The sequence below is a fragment of the Delftia deserti genome (assembly GCF_042653485.1).
Taxonomy (GTDB): Bacteria; Pseudomonadota; Gammaproteobacteria; order Burkholderiales; family Burkholderiaceae_C; genus Comamonas; species Comamonas acidovorans.
In genome coordinates this window covers 1,126,109-1,142,531 of sequence record NZ_JBHSIH010000001.1, presented here as the reverse complement: position 1 = coordinate 1,142,531, position 16,423 = coordinate 1,126,109, and the positions used below count along the sequence as shown (strand labels likewise).

The window sequence follows — 16,423 nt, the reverse complement described above, 5'->3', positions numbered from 1 at the left end:
AGGTCAAGCATGTCACAGCATGAATCTGCGCGCTGGCGCATCGGCGAGGCTGCCAAACGCTCCGGCGTGGCCGCCGCCAACATCCGCTACTACGAAAAGGAAAGTCTGCTCAGTGCAGGCGTGCGCGAGGACAACCAGTACCGGCTGTACAGCGACAGCGATGTGCACCGGCTGCGCTTCATCCGCCTGTGCCGCGCCATGGACATGTCGCTGGACGAGGTCCGCACCCTGCTGGCGCTGGACGGGGCCAGCAAGGCCGACTGCGTGGCCGCCAACGAAACCCTGGATGCGCATCTGGGCCATGTGCGCGAGCGCCTGGCCGAGCTGCGCGCGCTGGAGCACGAGCTGATGCAGTTGCGCAGCCAGTGCGACGGATCGGACGGCTATTGCCACCTGATCGAAGCCCTGCACGCCCAGGCTGACGAGCCGCTGGCGGCTGCCCTGGGCAGTACGGGCACCAAGCGCCATGTGTAGGCCCCCGTGTTGCGCCGGCGTCCGACGGACCGTCCCGGTACGGCTCGCTATCATCGGCCGATGAGCCTGAGCCACGCCGCCCTGTCCCTGCCCGACCGCATCTGGGCTGCGCTGCGCGACCATGCGCTGGCGTGGTGGCGCAGCGTCTACCTGGGCGCCGTGCTGCTGGTGCTGGCCATGTCGCCTTCCAGCTACCGGCGCGGCGCGCGGCGCGCCATGGCGCACCAGATCTATGTGCAGACCGGGCCCATCCTGCTGGGTTTCACGGCGCTGGCGGCGCTGTTGTGCGCGGTGATCACGCGCATCGTCATCGTCACGGCGCTCAGCTACGGGCTGTCGCGCTATGCGCTGGAGATGGTGGTGCGTGTGCTGGTGATCGAGCTGATCCCGCTGACGGCGGCGCTGTTCGTGGCCATGCGCTGCACCATTCCCAACGGCACGCTGATTGCGCAACTGCGCGCGCGCGGCCAGTTGAGGGCCTGGCAGGAGCGCGGGGCCGATCCGCTGCGCATGGCCCTGGTGCCGCGTGCCGCTGGCGGCGTGTTTGCCTCGGTCACGCTGGCCGTGCTCAGTTGCGTGGTGGCCCTGGTCACCGTCTACCTGAGCGTCTATGGCTTCACGCTGGCCGGGCTGCCCGGCTATACGCGCATCTTCGGCCAGATCTTCACGCCCGCCGTGACCCTGGTCTTCGTGCTCAAGACCTGGTTCTTCAGCCTCACCGTGGCCATCATGCCCATGGCCTCGGGCCTGTATGCGCCGCTGCGGCGCCACCGGCTGGGCGGCGCGGCGCTGGGCGGCTTTGCGCGCATGTTTGCCGTGCTGCTGGTGATCGAGGTGATCTCGCTCATGGGCAATTACTACTGAGCACGCCCGCTGAACTCCACGAACCCCACATGCACGGCAAGGCCCGTGCCAGAACAAGGAATGCCATGACCGATACGCGGCGCACGCCGCCAGACCCCTGGGACGGCGAGGAAATCGAGGCCTTGCGGCCCGTTGCCCATCTGCGCGCCAAGGCAGCGGGGCTGCTGCTGTTCACGCTGGTGCTGATCCTCGGATCGGCCCTGTATCTGCTGTATTCGCGCGGCGTGTTCGATGCCACGCAGCGCCTGGTCCTCACGGCCGACGACTCCGAGGGTGTGAGCGTTGGCATGGACATGACCTTCTCGGGCTTTCCGATCGGGCGCGTGCGCCGCATCGAGCTGGCCCAGGACGGCAATGTGCGCATCCTGATCGACGTGCCGCGCAAGGATGCGCACTGGCTGCGCGAGTCCAGCGTCTTCACCCTGGTCAAGGGGCTGGTGGGCGGCACCACCATCAAGGCCTACAGCGGCATCCTCAGCGATCCGCCGCTGCCCGACGAGGCCGTGCGCCCCGTGCTGCGCGGCGATGCCACGGCCGAGCTGCCGCAGATCATGTCCACGGCCAAGGAGGTGCTGGGCAACATCGCCCAGCTCACCGCGCCGGACTCGGCCCTGGGCGGGTCGCTGACCGAGCTGCGCGGCCTGGCCGGCCGGGTCCAGGGGCCGGGCGGCGTGCTGGGCGTGGTCATGGGCAGCGAGCAGGAGGCGCGCAAGGTGACGGCCCTGCTGGACCGCGCCAACGCCACGCTGGCCCGCATGGAGCACATGGTGGCGCGGGCCGACAGCCAGGTGTTCGACGCCGGCGGCGTCATGCCCGAGGTGCGTTCCACCGTGGTGCAGCTCAACGGCCTGCTGGCCGACACGCGCCGCACGCTGGGCAAGGTGGACGCCGTGCTGGCCGAGGCCCAGGCCGTGGGCTCCAATGCGCGCGAGGCCACGGCCGACCTGGGCGCCCTGCGCGCCGAGGTCGAGGGCAACCTGCGCCGCCTGGAAGGCGTACTGGCCGACCTGCAGCGCAAGTGGCCGTTTGCCCATCAACCGGAGTTGAAGCTGCCATGAGTGCTGCCGCCAAGAAACTTTCTGCCGCAACCCTCCTGGCGCGCCATGCCGTCGCCGGCGCCGTGCTGACCCTGGTGCTGGCCGGCTGCAGCAGCCGCCCGCCCGCGCCGGACTGGGCGCTGAATGCCGAATCGGCATCCCATCGCGCATCCACCGCCTACCTGGAAGGCCGCCAGCGCGTGCAGGCCATGGAATGGGACAAGGCCCGCGCCGAGGTGGCCGCCACGGGCCGCACCGACCTGGCTGCGCGTCTGGAACTGATGCGCTGCGCGGCCCAGGTGGCCAGTCTCGAATGGGACGACTGTCCCGGCTACCAGGCGCTGGCGCTTGACGCTGCGCCGGCCGAGGCCGCTTATGCACGCTATTTGCAAGGCATGCCCCGGCCCGAAGACATGGCGCTCTTGCCAGAGGTCCAGCGCCCCGTGGCGCAGGCCTTGCCTGGGGCGCCCGCTGCGGCGCTGGCTGCCGTGCGCGCCATCCAGGAGCCGCTGCCCCGGCTGGTGGCGGCCGGCGCGGCCTTGAGGGCGGGAGTTGCAGAGCCTGGCCTGCTGGAGCTGGGGGCGCAAACCGCCTCGGCCCAAGGCTGGCGCCGCGCGGTGATGGCCTGGCTGCTGCTGCAGGCCAGGGCCCATGAGCAGGCGGGCGAGGTGGACAAGGCCCAGGCCGTCAGGCGCAGGCTGTCGCTGCTGGAGAAGACGGCCAGCGGTGGGGGCACATCGGCCGGCAAATGAAAACAGCGCCAGTCCGAAAGGGATGGCGCTGGGCAGGCATTTGCAGGCGTTTGCAGGGCTTACATCGACGACAGCAGGGCGCCCGGGTCTTTTTGCAGCAAAGTGTCTGCGGCCGGGGCGGCGCTGTCCAGCCACAAGGTGGCAACGCTGGCAGCGACGGCAAGCACCACCGTGGCCGTGAAGGCGATGAAGGGATGACGTCCGAAGGGGCTGGGTCTGCGCATGGTGGACCTCCTGTCTGGCAGCGCAGGCAGAGCATGGGGCTGGGCCTGGACTCCATTGGACACCGGATTGCGCAGCGTGGCTGTCGGACAATCGCTTTCTCTCTTGACGTTTGTAGAAAAGTGCCGAGAGAAAATTTCTATCGCTCTTCAAGCGGCCAAAAAAAAGCGAGGCAGGGCCTCGCTGAAAGTTCGGGACGTGAATCCCTGGCCCGTGCTGGCAGGCCAGGCGTCGCCTTAGAAACGGTGGCGGATACCCGCGATCAGGCTGGTGCCCGACTTCAGGTCCGTGATGCGGTCATGCATCAGCACGGTGTACACATCGGTGCGCTTGGACAGGTAGTGGTCGTAGCCCAGGCTGGCCGTGGTGCGCGTGGAGTCCACGGCGCCGATCTCGGCCTTGGTGCGGGCCAGGGCCGCCTTGATGGTGCCGGCGCTGCTCACGGGCACATCCAGGCCCAGCGAGTAGGTGCTGTTCTTGCGGTCCAGGTCCTTGACCTTGGCCTGGCCATAGGTCGCGTACAGCTTGGCCACTTCGAAGTTGTACGTGCCGCCCAGCATCCAGTCGGTCTTGGTGGGCATCACGGCCAGGCTCACGGGGTTGCTGATCTGGGCGCGCTCGTAGAAGGCCACCAGGCTCAGGGGGCCGCCGAAGTACATGGCGTTCACGCCGATGTTCTTCTTGCCGGAATCGCCGCCCTTTTCACCGAACTGGTAGTGGACGTTGGCCTGCAGGCCGCCGAACTTGGGCGTGGTGTAGACGACCTGGTTGCTCCAGCCGGTGTCGGACGGCGTGGTCAGGTTGGCCGAGCCCCAGGCTGTCGTGCCCACGTTGGCGTGCAGCACCAGCGGGGAGATGGTGAAGGAGTCACCGAAGGGGTTGGTCAGGATGGTGGGCAGGAAGTTGGGCGCCATGCCGCGGCCCAGGCGCACCGTGCCGAAGCCGCCGGACAGGCCGACGTTGGCATCGCGCGAGAAGTACGGGTCACCATCGAAACGGCCGGGGCTGCCGGTGTCCACACGCATGAAGGCCGTCAGCTGGAAATCGACCTTCAGGCCGCCGCCCAGGTCTTCCTGGCCCTTCATGCCCCACCAGGAGGTGGTCATGCCGCCCGAACCCACGACACCCTTGCCGCTGGCGTCGCCAGCCATGCGCATGGAGCCGGCATAGGCGTCCACCAGGCCCGTCAGCTGGACCGAGCTTTGGGCCTGTGCGGCGCCGGCGCAGGCCAGTGCAGCGGCCAGTGCGATGAAGGAACGTTTCATGTTGAGGAGTCTTTCATTGTTGGAGAGTGGAAACGGGTGGCCAGTGCTGTGACCGGGGCAGACGATGAACCAATCGCCCAGGCTGGGCTACGTGGCAAACCTGGAACAGTGGCGTTTTCGCATCAGGGGCGGGCTGGCGTCGGCATGTCTTTTCGGCCTGTGTGCAAGGCGGTGTTGACTGGCTAAGCCGCGTATTACAACGCATCCGAGCCATTGCGCCGGCCAGAAAGTGGTGTGTTTGACACAGTTATGACGAAACTTAATTTGTGTTTTGCACTCTCGCGGCTTGAACACCGCCGTGCACTGGGATGGGGCCGTGGCACCAGGGCTGTGCGGCAGGTCGTTGCAAGAGGGCACATAGGTCAATTCAGGGCTCCTTGTTCGTCGGATGGAGGGCGATTTCTGCCTGTTGCCAGGCCGGTGGCTGCAACTGATTGCAAACGGCGTGCCAGCCTGCAACCCGGCCATCGGCCTCCATGGGTCCATGAGCCGGGTAGGTGTCTGCAGACGTGTCAGACTCGCGCCCATGTCCGAATCCACCCTGCTCGTTGCCGATGACCACCCGCTGTTCCGCGCCGCGGTGATCCATGTGCTGCGCGAGGCCCTGCCGCAGTTCGCCGTGCTGGAGGCCGCAAGCGCTGCGACCCTGGGCGCGGCGCTGCAGCAGCATCCCGAGATCGAGCTGGTACTGCTGGACCTGGCCATGCCGGGCGCGCGCGGTTTCTCGGCGCTGCTGCATGTGCGCGGCGAGTACCCCGATGTTCCGGTGGTGGTGATCTCGTCCAACGACCACCCGCGCGTGATCCGCCGTGCCCAGCAGTTCGGTGCCGCGGGCTTCATTCCGAAATCGGCGCCGGCCGAGGCCATAGGCACGGCGCTGCAGGAGGTGCTGGACGGCGGCAGCTGGTTCCCGCCCATGGCCGCCGAGCGCTCCGAGGCCGACGCCGCGCTGGCCGCGCGGCTGGCCCAGCTCACGCCCCAGCAGTTCCGCGTGCTGCTGTGCCTGGCCGACGGCCTGCTCAACAAGCAGATCGCCCACGAGCTGGGGCTGGCCGAGAACACCGTCAAGGTGCATGTGACGGCCATTCTCAAGAAGCTGGAGTGCTACAGCCGCACGCAGGCGGCCGTGCTGGTCAAGAGCCTGGAGAACGACGGCACGGTCTGAACTCCCTGCCGCTGCATGCCGCGCCTACCGGTGGCGCAGCAGCATCTGGCTCATGAGCGCGCGTAGCGCGGGCGGGCGCACGGGCTTGGCCAGAAAGCCCCAGCCGCGCTCGGCCGCCTGGCGGCGCACCATGCCGTCGCGCTCGGCCGTGACCAGGATCACGGGCGGCGACTGGCCCCAGCGCTGGCACAGCTGGGCGTAGACATCGGGGCCGTGCAACTGGCCCAGGCGCACATCGAGCAGCACCAGCTGCGGCGCTTCGCCGGGCGCGGCCAGCGCCAGCGCCTCGGCCGGGCCGCCGGCCAGCGGCACGCTGCAGCCCCAGCGCTGCAGCAGGGCGCGCATGGCGGTGCAGGACTGGGCATCGTCTTCCACGTACCAGGCGCTCATGCCCTGCAGTGGTGCGTCCTGGCCTGCTTCGCCGGAATGCGTGGCCGCGGCGATCTGCGGCACGGCTGCGGGATCGCCCAGCGGCACGCAGACCCAGAACACGCTGCCCCGGCCCAGGTGCGAGCGCAGGCCGATCTCGTGGCCCAGCAGGCGGCCCAGGCGCTCGACGATGGCCAGGCCCAGCCCGGCGCCACGGTCGTCGCCATGGCCTTCGTCCAGGCGGCGGAATTCCTCGAAGATCTCGTGCTGCAGGCTCTCGGGAATGCCCGGTCCCTGGTCGTGCACCTCGATGCGCAGCTGATCTGCCTGGCGCCGGCAGCCGATGACGATGCGACCCTGGCGCGTATAGCGTATGGCGTTGGACAGGAAGTTCTGCAGGATGCGGCGCAGCAGCGCCTCGTCGCTGCGCACCACGCAGCGCGTGTCCACCGCGCTCAGGCGCAGGCCCCGGCTTTCGGCCAGGATGCCGAAGTTGTGGCGCATGACCTGCAGCAGCGGGCCCAGCGCGAAGTCGCGCACGCGCACCTCCAGCTGGCCCGATTCCATGCGCGAGATGTCCAGCAGGCTGCCCAGGATGGCGTCCTGCGCGGCCAGGGCGCCGTCGATGCTGTCGGCCACATGGCGGCCCGCCTCGTCATGCAGATGGCTGCGCAGCAGGGAGCTGAACATGCGCGCGGCGTTCAGCGGCTGCAGCAGGTCGTGCACGGCGGCGGCCACGAAACGGGTCTTGTAGCGGTTGGCCTGCTCGGCCTCGCGCTTGGCTTCGGCCAGGTCGCGCGTGCGCTCGGCAATGCGCTGCTCCAGCGCATCGGCCAGCGAGCGCAGCTCGCGCGCGGCGTTCTTGTAGCTGGTGATGTCGGCGTAGCTGGTGACGAAGCCGCCATCGGGCAGCGGGTTGCCGCGGATCTCCAGCACCGTGCCGTCGTCCTTGGTGCTTTCGCGCAGGTGGGGGCTGCCGCTGCGCAGATGCTGCAGCCGCCGGTGGATGGCCTCCTCGATGGGGCCGGGCCCCAGCAGGCCGCGCCGGGCGTTGTAGCGGAACAGGTTCTCTATGGGCTGGCCGGTGCGCAGCAGCTCGGAGGGAAACCGGAACAGCTCCACGTAGCGCGAGTTCCAGGCCACCAGGTTGAGGTCGGCATCGATCACCACCACGCCCTGGGGCAGGTGCTCCAGGCTGCGGCTCAGGCCCGTGTCGGCCTGGCGCGCGGCCTGGACGATGCCGTCCTGGGCCGTGCGCAGCTCCTGGGCATGCTGGCGCAGCACGGTCTCCAGCTCCAGGCGGCTGCGCAGGCGCAGCGCGGCCAGCCGCCTGCGCTGGCGCACGAACAGCACCAGCAGGCCCAGGGCCAGCCAGCCGCCCGCGGCGGCGGCCGCCGCCCAGCGGCTGGCCACGGTGCTGGCCTGCGTGTCGTGCAGCAGGTGCAACTGCCAGTCGCTGCCGGGCAGGGGCAGGGTCTGCCACAGCGTGGTGCCGGGCAGGGCGGGCTCCTGCATCTGCACCAGGCGGCTGCCTTGCTCCAGGCCCTGGCGCACGCGGTAGCGCATGGGGTGCAGTTCCTGGTCGATGTACTGGCGCGTTGCGGCCAGGTCCGCCTCGTCGGCGGGGCTCAGGGGGGACAGCAGGCGGTAGCGCCAGTCGGGCTGGCTGGCCAGGAAGACCACGCCGTGCTCGTCCGAGGCCATGACCACGTCGGGCGTCTGCAGCCATTCGCGCTCCAGCTCCAGCAGCGCGATCTTGATCACCACCAGGCCCGCGACGGCGTTCTGTTCGTCCAGGATGGCCTGCGACAGGAAGTAGCCCGGCAGGCCGGTGGTCAGGCCGATGCCGTAGAAGCGTCCGCTGCCGCGCGACAGCGCCTGCTGCACATAGGGCCTGAAGCTGTAGTCCACGCCCACGTTGCTGCGCGTCTCGCGCCAGTTGCTGGCAGCCAGGGCCGTGCCGTGGCGGTCGATCAGGGTCAGCGTGGACGATTGGCTGGCGCCGTTGGCCTGCTCCAGCTTGCGGTTCAGGGCATCGACCTCGGCGGGAGACAGCGGGTGGGTGAGGGCGGCGCGCAGCTGCGCGTCCAGCGCCAGCACCTCGGGCAGGGTGCGGTAGCGGTCTATGCGCTGGCCCAGGGCCTGGGCGTAGAGGCTGAGCTGGCGCTGCACGCTTTCGGCCTCGCCGCGCAGGGCGCGGTGGTAGACCAGCTCACCAGCCAGCAGCATGCAGGCGAGCATGCCGCCGAACAGCAGCAGCAGGGTCCAGAAGGAACGGCGTGAAGGGCGTCGAACGGGTTGGGGCATGGTGGTCTGGACCCGATTGGGCGCCAGCTTGGTGCCTTCCAGGGGCGGGAAGGGGTTGGGGATTACCCTGATTCTGCGTGCATTCTCCCTGGGAGCGTACCTGCGCCTAATACCAATAGGTTATCGGCGCCGGAGCACGCCAGCGGTACAAACTGGACCTCGCCGCACCTTGGTGGTGCGCCCACCCCCACACAGTCCCGCCGGAGCCGCACCATGCATGCCGTCCCCACCCACGCCGCCAGCCCCGAGCGGCTGCCTTTCTACCGCCAGCTGTATTTCCAGGTGGTGGTCGCCATCGTGGCAGGCGTGCTGCTCGGCCACTTCGAGCCCCAGTACGCCGAGCAGTTCAAGCCGCTGGGCGATGCCTTCATCAAGCTGGTGAAGATGATCATCGCGCCGGTGATCTTCCTGACCATCGTCACCGGCATTGCGGGCATGACGCACCTGCGCACCGTGGGCCGCGTGTTCCTCAAGGCCATGGCCTACTTCCTGTTCTTCTCCACGCTGGCCCTGGTGGTCGGCATGGTGGTGGCGCACGTGGTGCAGCCCGGCGCAGGCATGAACATCAACCCGGCCGACCTGGACCAGGCCGCCGTCAAGGGCTATGTGGCCAAGTCGCACGAGCTGACGCTCACCGGCTTTGCCATGGACATCATCCCCAAGACGCTGGTCAGCCCCTTCGTGGGCGACAACATCCTGCAGGTTCTGTTCGTGGCCGTGCTGTTCGGCATCTCGCTGGCCATGGTCGGTGATGCGGGCAAGCCCGTGCTCAACTTCCTGGAGGCGCTGACGGCCCCCGTGTTCAAGCTGGTCGGCATCCTGATGAAGGCAGCGCCGCTGGGAGCCTTTGGCGCCATTGCCTTCACCATCGGCAAGTTCGGCCTTGGGTCGCTGGTGAACCTGGCCTGGCTGGTGGGCTCGTTCTACATCACCTCGCTGCTCTTCGTGGTGGTGGTGCTGGGCTTCGTGGCGCGGATGTGCGGCTTCTCGGTGCTCAAGCTGGCGCGCTACCTGAAGGCGGAACTGCTGCTGGTGCTGGGCACCTCGTCCTCGGAATCGGCCCTGCCTTCGCTGATGCAGAAGATGGAGCGCGCCGGCTGCGGCAAGTCCGTCGTGGGCCTGGTCGTGCCCACGGGCTACTCCTTCAACCTGGACGGCACCAACATCTACATGACGCTGGCCGCGCTGTTCATCGCCCAGGCCACCAACACCCACCTGACCCTGGGCCACGAGATCGCGCTGCTGCTGGTGGCCATGCTCAGTTCCAAGGGCGCTGCCGGCGTGACCGGCGCGGGCTTCATCACGCTGGCAGCCACGCTGGCCGTGGTGCCCGAAGTGCCCGTGGCCGGCATGGCCCTGATCCTGGGCGTGGACCGCTTCATGAGCGAGTGCCGCTCGCTGACCAACTTCATGGGCAACGCCGTGGCCACCGTGGTGGTCTCGCGCTGGGAAAACGAGCTGGACTACACCAAGCTCAACGCCGCCCTGGATGGCGCGTCCGCCATGGAGGTGAGCCCGGCAGGAACTGCTGTGCCTGCCGCTGTCGGCAAGGTTTCCTGACCCATGCCGGGGGGGCGCATGGCGCGCCCCCTGCAGGCGACAACCCTCAGCCCAGCCAGGTCAAGCCTGGCTGGGCTGCTGTCTTTTGAGGCGGCTGCCGCGCCGCTTGGCTGTATTCTTGGTGCTTCGCTTCACGCAGCCTTGCGGCCGACCCAACCATGCATTTGTCCAGACGCGAATTTCTCGGCGCCAGCGCGGCCGCCGCCTGTGCCTCGCTGGTGGGTTGCGCGGCCTCGGCGCCCGTGTCGGGCAGCTTTCTGCAGCCGTGGCGCAGCCATCTGGAGATGCCGCGCGACCAGTGGCGCCAGCGCCTGGCTGCCACCCAGGCGCTGGGCTGCCGGGAGCTGTTCGTGCAATGGAGCGGCCTGCAAGGCGATTCCGAGGCGGACAGCTGGATGCTGGCCGACGCGCAGATCGCCGACCTGTTGGACATCTGCGCCGAACTGGGCATGGGCGTGCACCTGGGCCTGCCCTATGACGAGCGCTGGTGGAAGCAGATCAGCCTTGCCAATGCCGCAGGCCCTGCGCCCTACCTGGCGCATATCGCCGAGCAGGGCGCCAGCCATATGTACGCCAGTACCTGGCCGCGCCATGCGGCGTTTCGCGGCTGGTACATCCCCTACGAGCTGGAGCAGTACCACTGGGCCGCGCCCGAGCGCATCGAGCTGCTGGTGAGTGCGCTGCAGCCGCTGGCCCAGGCGGCTGCGGCCACCTCCGGCCAGGTGCCCGGCATCTCCACCTATTTCAGCCAGCTGCAGACCCTGGGCAGCCTGCCCACGCTGTGGAGCATCCTGCTGGACCGCGTGTCCCTGCGCCCCATGGTGCAGGACGGCGTGGGCGTGGCGGGACTGCGCAACTACGAGGCGCTGGCACCGCTGCAGCAGATGCTGCTGGAGCGCAGGGCGCCGTTCGACCTCATCGTGGAACTGTTCGAGCAACTGCCGCCCACGCGGCCCGATGGCTCGGACTTCCAGGCGCGCACGGCCAGCTTCGAGCGCGTGCGCCGCCAGTGGGACGTGGCCCGCGACTACGGCGCCCAGCGCGTCGTTGCCTTCGCCATCGACCCCTGGGTGCTGAACGACACGCCAGAGGCCCGGCAACTGCTGCGCGAGTGGAAGGCCGCCGCCCGCTGAGCGCGGTGGCTGCGGGGTCAGAAGCGCTTGCCGATGATCTCTCTGAGGATCTCGCTGCTGCCCCCGAAGATCCGCAGTGCCCGTGCATCGGCCCAGGCGCGGCCAATGCCGTATTCGGCCATGTAGCCGTAGCCGCCGTGCAGTTGCAGCAGCTCGTCCAGCACCTGGCCCTGCAGCTCGGTGGCGTTGAGCTTGGCCATGGCGGCGGTGACGGAGTCCAGCGAGCCTTCCATGTGCCGGGCCAGGCAGTCGTCCAGGAAGACGCGCAGCATGGTGGTCTTGGCCAGGGCGTCGGCGAACTTGAAGCGGGTGTTCTGGTAGTCGAGCACGCGGCGCCCGAAGACCTTGCGGTTGCGCACGAACTCGGCAGCCTCGTCCAGCATGCCTTCGGTGGAGGCTGCCGCACGCAGCGCGATGGCCAGCCGTTCCTGCGCCAGCTCCTGGGTCACATGCTCGAAGGCGGCGTTCGCGCGGCCCAGCAGGTGGCCGGCCGGCAGGTGCAGCTCGTCGAAGAACAGCTCGCAGGTGTCCTGGCTGTGCTGGCCTATCTTGCGCAGGGCCGGGCCCTTGCCCAGGCCCGGCATGCCTTCTTCCACCACGAACAGCGACAGGCCGCGCGCACCCAGCTCGGGCTCGGTGCTGGCCAGCACCACCATCAGTCCGGCGTTGACGCCGTTGGTGATGAAGGTTTTCTGGCCATTGAGCACGTAGCCGTCGCCCTCGCCCCCGTTCTTGCGCCGGGCGCGCGTGCGCACGGCCTTGAGGTCGCTGCCCGCGCCGGGCTCGGTCAGGGCGATGGCGCCTATCAGCTCGCCCGTGGCCATGCGCGGCAGCCAGCGGTCCTTCTGCACCTGCGTGCCGAAGTTCCAGAGATAGGGCGCCACCATGTCGGAATGGATGGAAAAGCCGATGCCCAGGCAGTTGGCGCGCGCCAGCGCCTCGATGACCACGGCCGCGTGGCCGAAGTCGCCGCCCTGGCCGTAGGGCGGGGGCAGGTCGCAGTTGAGCAGGCCGCTGTCGCCGGCCTTGCGCCACAGGGCGCGCGGCGTGATGCCCTCGGCCTCCCAGTCATTGATGTGGGGCAGGATCTCGGTGGCCACGAATCGGTCCACCTGTTCCTTGAACAGCAGGTGGTCTTCACGCAATACGGAGCGGGTGCGCATGTCGGTATCGGTCTCCTTGGGCTGGGTCAGGGGCGATAGGTGTCGGTGGCGCTGGCCTGGCCGCGCAGCACGGGTGCGGCGGCCGTACCCGTCATGAACAGGCTGTAGTGGTCGCCCGGCTGCAACTGTGGCAGCGCCAGCGGCGCGCTGGCCGCAGTGGCGCAGGTGGCGGCGAGCTGGGCGCTGACCGGGTTGATGGAGCGGCTGGCCGATGCGGCCGGCGCCACGCCCGTGAACAGGGGCGTGCCCGCGGGCGCGACCTGCAGGCCGCCCTGGGGGCAGTCGGTGCTGAGGTTGTAGAAGCGCAGCTCGGCCTTGAGCGCGTCCTGGCTGCCGCCGGAGTCGTCGATGGCCGTGAAGCGCGCGGCCCCATTCTTGCCCTGGCGCTGCGGCACCAGGGTGGTGAAGCTGCCCGGTGCCACCTTCATGCTGCCGGCGCTCTTGCCGTCGAGCTGAATGGCAAAGGGCGTATCGCCCTTGACGATGGCGTAGCTGCTGGCCGGCTTGCTGCCTGACAGCGTCTGCTCGGGGCCGTCGGCGATCTTCACGCGCAGTTTGCCCGCTTCGGGGTGGACCACGCGCACGAAGGACGAGCCTGCGGGCGGGCGCGCCGCATAGAGCTGGGCCAGCGTGCCTTCGGCATGCGCGGCGGGCAGGCAGGAGAGCCCGGCCAGGCCGGCCAGGGCGAGCGCGACGGTGCGCATCACGGGGGAGAAAGCGGAGGTCATGCCTGCGGGTCCTTGGTTTCCTTGGCGGGACGCATGCGTGCATCGAGGTACATGCGCTCCAGTTGCTTGCGGTCGGCCTTGTCAGTCTGCGTCAGCGGGAAGCCGTGGCAGGCCAGCAGTTCCGACGGAATCATGTAGGGTGGCACCCGCTGCGACAGCAGTTCGCGCCATCCGGCCAGTGCTTCGGGCAGGGGCTGCATGCCGGGCGGGCCGCTGCGGTCCAGGTCCACGAAGCCGATCATGCGCACGATGAAGCCATCGGGCCGCTTGAGTGCCACCGCCGCGCCTGCGCGCACGCCAGGCAGGGTGGCCAGCACGGCATCGACCTCGGCCAGCTCGATGCGGTAGCCGTGCATCTTGATCTGGTCGTCGCGCCGGCCGTGGAAGGTGACCAGGTCCTCGCCGTCGATCTCGCCCAGGTCGCCCGTGCGGTAGCCGCGCTTGCCGTTGCGCATGAACATGCGTGTGGCATGCAGGTCGGGGCGGTTCAGGTAGCCGCGCATCACGTGGTCGCCGGCCACGCAGATCTCGCCTTCGTCCAGGAACACATCGGCATAGGGCTTGGCCCGGCCGATGGGAAAGGGCAGCGGCGCGCGCTGGCGCAGCGCGGGGTCGATCTCCACCCAGGTGGTGGAGCAGGTGGCCTCGGTGGGGCCGTAGGAGTTGATGATGCGCGCCTGGGGAAAGCGGCTCCACAGCGCCTCAGCCACGGTGGGCGTGAGCGATTCGGCGCCGAAGACGAAGACGCGCAGGTCGGGCAGGTGCTGCTGGTCGAAATCGGCATCCAGCAGCTGCTGGCGCACGAAGGAGGGCGTGGATGCCCAGACGTTCACATGGGTGCCCGCCAGGTAGGCGGCAAAGGCCTGGCGGTCGGCAATGGTCTCACGCGCGCACAGCACGCAGGCGCCGCCCGTGACCAGGGCGCCCATCCAGTTGAACAGCGAAAAGTCGAAGCTGAACAGCATCTGGTCCATGAAGACCGGCGCCTCGCCCAGGGACAGGCAGTCGCGTATCCAGCCGGCGAACAGGCCCAGGCTCTCCCGCCCGATCTGCACGCCCTTGGGATCGCCCGTGCTGCCCGAGGTGAACATGATGTAGGCCAGCGATTTTTCCTGCAGCGCCTGCGCGGCGATGCCGGTGTCCAGGAAGCTGCGGGCCTGCGCGTCGTAGTGCAGGCCGGCCTGCACCAGCGTGGCGATGCGCGCCATGCGCTCGGGCGGGTTGATCACGTCCACGGGAACAAAGGGCACGCCCAGGCGCAGGCAGCCGAGGATGGCCACGAGGAACGCGGTCTCCTTGTGCCCCGTGATCAGCAGCGGCTCGTCACGCCGCGCGCCGCGCGCCAGCGCCTGCTGCTCCCACTGCGCCACAGCCTGGGCCAGTTGCTGCCAGTCCAGCGTGCCGGCAGCATCGATCACGGCGGGCCGCGCGGTGTCGGCGCCGGGCTCGGTGAAGTCGAAGCGGTCAAAACTGAATCGCATGCGGGCTCCTTGTTGCGCAGGGACAAAGGGACGGGGCGGCGGCGTGCAGGTGCTGCATCAGGCCTTGCGCTGCTCGGCCACGTACTGCGCCAGCGTGTGCACGGATTCCAGGTGCAGGTCGATCTCCGATGGCGGTATCTTGACGCCGAATTCCTTTTCGATGGCCAGTGCCACGTCCACGGCGGACAGCGAGTCCACCAGGCCCGATTCGAGCAGCAGCGTATCGGGCTCGACCGAGGTCAGGATGATGGCGCCGATGATCTGGGCAATCTTGGTTTCGATGTCGTTCAGGGACATGGTTTCTCTCCAACAGGCGTTTCAGAACTGGAAATACAGGAAGCGGGTTTCCTTGTGCAGGTTGACCAGGCACAGGAAGAGCAGGAACAGGGTCACGGCCGTCCAGCCCGCGCTGGGGCGCCAGCGCATCCAGGCGCGGGGCGCTTCCTGCACCTTGAACATGGCGGGCGAGAAGCGGCCCAGGATCTGGTGGGCATTGGGCGTGAACCAGGCGATGGCCAGCAGCAGCAGGACCAGGGCCAGCTGCATATGGTGGCCTATGGCCAGGCGGATGGCATCGCCCAGTGCCAGGCCCTGGACGTGGGACAGCGACTCCAGCGCCTCCACGCCGCGCAGGCCGGCCATGCCCTTGAGCAGCAGCATGGCGTCGCCCACGCCGTGGGCGCGGAAGAAGGTCTGGGCGATGAGCACGGCGATGAAGGTGATGACAACGCACAGCGCCTGCACGCCCCGGCCCGATTTGCGTGCGGCGGCCGGCTTGCGGCTGACCACGAAGATGCGCCAGGCGTGGTTGACCGACAGGTAGAAGGCATGCAGCAGGCCGAAGATCACGTACTGCAGGCCGGCGCCGTGCCAGATGCCCGCCAACCCCATGGTGAACAGCGTGGGCACGACGATGGTGGCCGCAAAGCCGCCGGGCGTGCGCGCGGCGCTGGAGCCCACGGACAGGCCGCGCTTTTCCCGTGCGCGCGAGATGGCCATGGCCACGGGGTAGTACAGGTAGGCGGTGAGGTAGCGCGTCAGCGTCATGTGCCAGCGTGCCCAGAAGTCGATGATGCTGCCGGCCTTGTAGGGCGAGTTGAAGTTCAGCGGGAAACGGATGCCGAACATGCGCGCCAGGCCCAGCGCCATGTCCGAGTAGCCCGAGAAGTCGAAGTACAGCTGCAGCGCGTAGCTGAGGCTGGCGCCCCAGGCGGCCCAGAACTGCAGCTCGCCGGGCGCGGCGAATCCCGCGTCTGCATAGGGCGCGATCTCGTCGGCCAGCAGCACCTTCTTGGCCAGGCCGATCACGAACAGCGTGCCGCCGATGGACAGGTTGTCCGCGCGGAACCGGTAGTTATCCGGCTGCGCGAACTGCGGCATCATTTCCTTGTGGTGCAGGATGGGCCCCGCGATCAGGTGCGGGAAGAAGGTCACGAACAGCACGTAGCTGAGCAGGCTGCGTTCCTTGACGATGCCCGAGCGGCAGTCCAGCAGATAGCCGATCTGGGTGAAGGTGAAGAACGAGATGCCCAGCGGCAGGATGAGCTCGTGCATGCCGCCCTGCGTCAGCCCCCATTCGCCCAGGAAGTTGAACAGCGTGGCGAAGTACTTGTAGTGAAAAAGTGCCGTCAGGTCGGCGCCCACGCCCAGGGCGGTGACCAGCCCCTGCAGCCGCGCACGGCCGGCAAAGCGCAGGATCAGCAGGCTCACCACGTAGTTGAAGGCGATGGACAGCGCCAGCAGGGCGACGAACTGCGGGTTCCACCAGCCGTAGAAGACAAAGGACGTCAGGCACAGCCAGAACGCGGCCAGCCGCAGGCTGATGGCGCCGGCCAGGTAGTGGCCCGCCAGCGCGATGGGCAGGAACAGCAGCAGGAAAAGATAGGAATTGAACAGCATGTAG

15 protein-coding genes are annotated in these 16,423 nt (G+C 68.6%); 7 read left to right on the top strand and 8 right to left on the bottom strand.

The annotated features are described in order from the left end of the window. The first annotated feature begins 9 nt into the window (after positions 1–9). From ACFPFG_RS05390 to ACFPFG_RS05375, 4 genes are all read left to right on the top strand, one after another. Positions 10–474 (top strand): Cd(II)/Pb(II)-responsive transcriptional regulator, encoded by a 465-nt coding sequence (locus ACFPFG_RS05390; RefSeq protein WP_183019013.1) that lies wholly within the window; start codon positions 10–12, stop codon positions 472–474. A gap of 60 nt (positions 475–534) precedes the next feature. Next, on the top strand, positions 535–1,338 hold the full coding sequence (locus ACFPFG_RS05385; RefSeq protein WP_183019014.1) for an MlaE family ABC transporter permease: 804 nt from the start codon (positions 535–537) through the stop codon (positions 1,336–1,338). Between the two features lie 65 nt (positions 1,339–1,403). Beyond that, the gene (locus tag ACFPFG_RS05380; protein WP_312375098.1) at positions 1,404–2,396 is read left to right on the top strand and encodes an MlaD family protein; all 993 of its coding nucleotides are present in this window, start codon (positions 1,404–1,406) and stop codon (positions 2,394–2,396) included. Further along, entirely contained in the window at positions 2,393–3,127 is a 735-nt protein-coding gene (locus ACFPFG_RS05375) for a hypothetical protein (protein ID WP_380105430.1), read from the top strand. The genes ACFPFG_RS05380 and ACFPFG_RS05375 overlap by 4 nt, the downstream gene beginning before the upstream one ends. 59 nt (positions 3,128–3,186) lie before the next feature. Here the strand turns inward: ACFPFG_RS05375 and ACFPFG_RS05370 are convergent, their stop codons facing one another. Together ACFPFG_RS05370 and ACFPFG_RS05365 are read right to left on the bottom strand one after the other, a co-directional pair. Then, a complete protein-coding gene (locus tag ACFPFG_RS05370; RefSeq protein WP_183019017.1) occupies positions 3,187–3,351 on the bottom strand; it encodes a hypothetical protein in 165 nt (54 codons plus the stop codon). Between the two features lie 234 nt (positions 3,352–3,585). Next, on the bottom strand, positions 3,586–4,614 hold the full coding sequence (locus ACFPFG_RS05365) for a porin (protein ID WP_312375106.1): 1,029 nt from the start codon (positions 4,612–4,614) through the stop codon (positions 3,586–3,588). A 526-nt stretch (positions 4,615–5,140) separates the two neighbouring features. Here ACFPFG_RS05365 and ACFPFG_RS05360 point away from each other — a divergent pair. After that, the gene (locus ACFPFG_RS05360; protein WP_034392075.1) at positions 5,141–5,779 is read left to right on the top strand and encodes a LuxR C-terminal-related transcriptional regulator; all 639 of its coding nucleotides are present in this window, start codon (positions 5,141–5,143) and stop codon (positions 5,777–5,779) included. A gap of 24 nt (positions 5,780–5,803) precedes the next feature. Here ACFPFG_RS05360 and ACFPFG_RS05355 read toward each other — a convergent pair whose 3' ends face one another. Further along, on the bottom strand, positions 5,804–8,455 hold the full coding sequence (locus ACFPFG_RS05355; protein ID WP_380105427.1) for a hybrid sensor histidine kinase/response regulator: 2,652 nt from the start codon (positions 8,453–8,455) through the stop codon (positions 5,804–5,806). A 213-nt stretch (positions 8,456–8,668) separates the two neighbouring features. Here ACFPFG_RS05355 and ACFPFG_RS05350 point away from each other — a divergent pair, with 213 nt between their 5' ends. Continuing rightward, positions 8,669–10,015, top strand: a complete 1,347-nt coding sequence (locus ACFPFG_RS05350) for a dicarboxylate/amino acid:cation symporter (protein WP_380105425.1) — start codon at positions 8,669–8,671, stop codon at positions 10,013–10,015. 158 nt (positions 10,016–10,173) lie between these two features. After that, the gene (locus ACFPFG_RS05345; protein ID WP_380105423.1) at positions 10,174–11,148 is read left to right on the top strand and encodes a DUF4434 domain-containing protein; all 975 of its coding nucleotides are present in this window, start codon (positions 10,174–10,176) and stop codon (positions 11,146–11,148) included. A gap of 17 nt (positions 11,149–11,165) precedes the next feature. On the opposite strand, the gene ACFPFG_RS05340 is transcribed toward ACFPFG_RS05345, so the two are convergent. From ACFPFG_RS05340 to ACFPFG_RS05320, 5 genes are read right to left on the bottom strand one after another with little or no spacing between them, the layout of a single operon-like run. Next, positions 11,166–12,311: an acyl-CoA dehydrogenase family protein gene (locus tag ACFPFG_RS05340; RefSeq protein ID WP_380105421.1), complete on the bottom strand. Its 1,146-nt coding sequence runs from the start codon at positions 12,309–12,311 to the stop codon at positions 11,166–11,168. A 26-nt stretch (positions 12,312–12,337) separates the two neighbouring features. Continuing rightward, positions 12,338–13,039: an alginate O-acetyltransferase AlgF gene (locus tag ACFPFG_RS05335; RefSeq protein WP_380105419.1), complete on the bottom strand. Its 702-nt coding sequence runs from the start codon at positions 13,037–13,039 to the stop codon at positions 12,338–12,340. Beyond that, entirely contained in the window at positions 13,036–14,520 is a 1,485-nt protein-coding gene (locus ACFPFG_RS05330; RefSeq protein ID WP_380105417.1) for an AMP-binding protein, read from the bottom strand. The genes ACFPFG_RS05335 and ACFPFG_RS05330 overlap by 4 nt, the downstream gene beginning before the upstream one ends. A 57-nt stretch (positions 14,521–14,577) precedes the next feature. After that, complete coding sequence (locus ACFPFG_RS05325; protein WP_012204786.1) at positions 14,578–14,817, bottom strand: acyl carrier protein; 240 nt, start codon at positions 14,815–14,817, stop codon at positions 14,578–14,580. A 21-nt stretch (positions 14,818–14,838) separates the two neighbouring features. After that, the gene (locus tag ACFPFG_RS05320; protein ID WP_374618026.1) at positions 14,839–16,419 is read right to left on the bottom strand and encodes an MBOAT family O-acyltransferase; all 1,581 of its coding nucleotides are present in this window, start codon (positions 16,417–16,419) and stop codon (positions 14,839–14,841) included. Between the last annotated feature and the right edge of the window lie 4 nt (positions 16,420–16,423).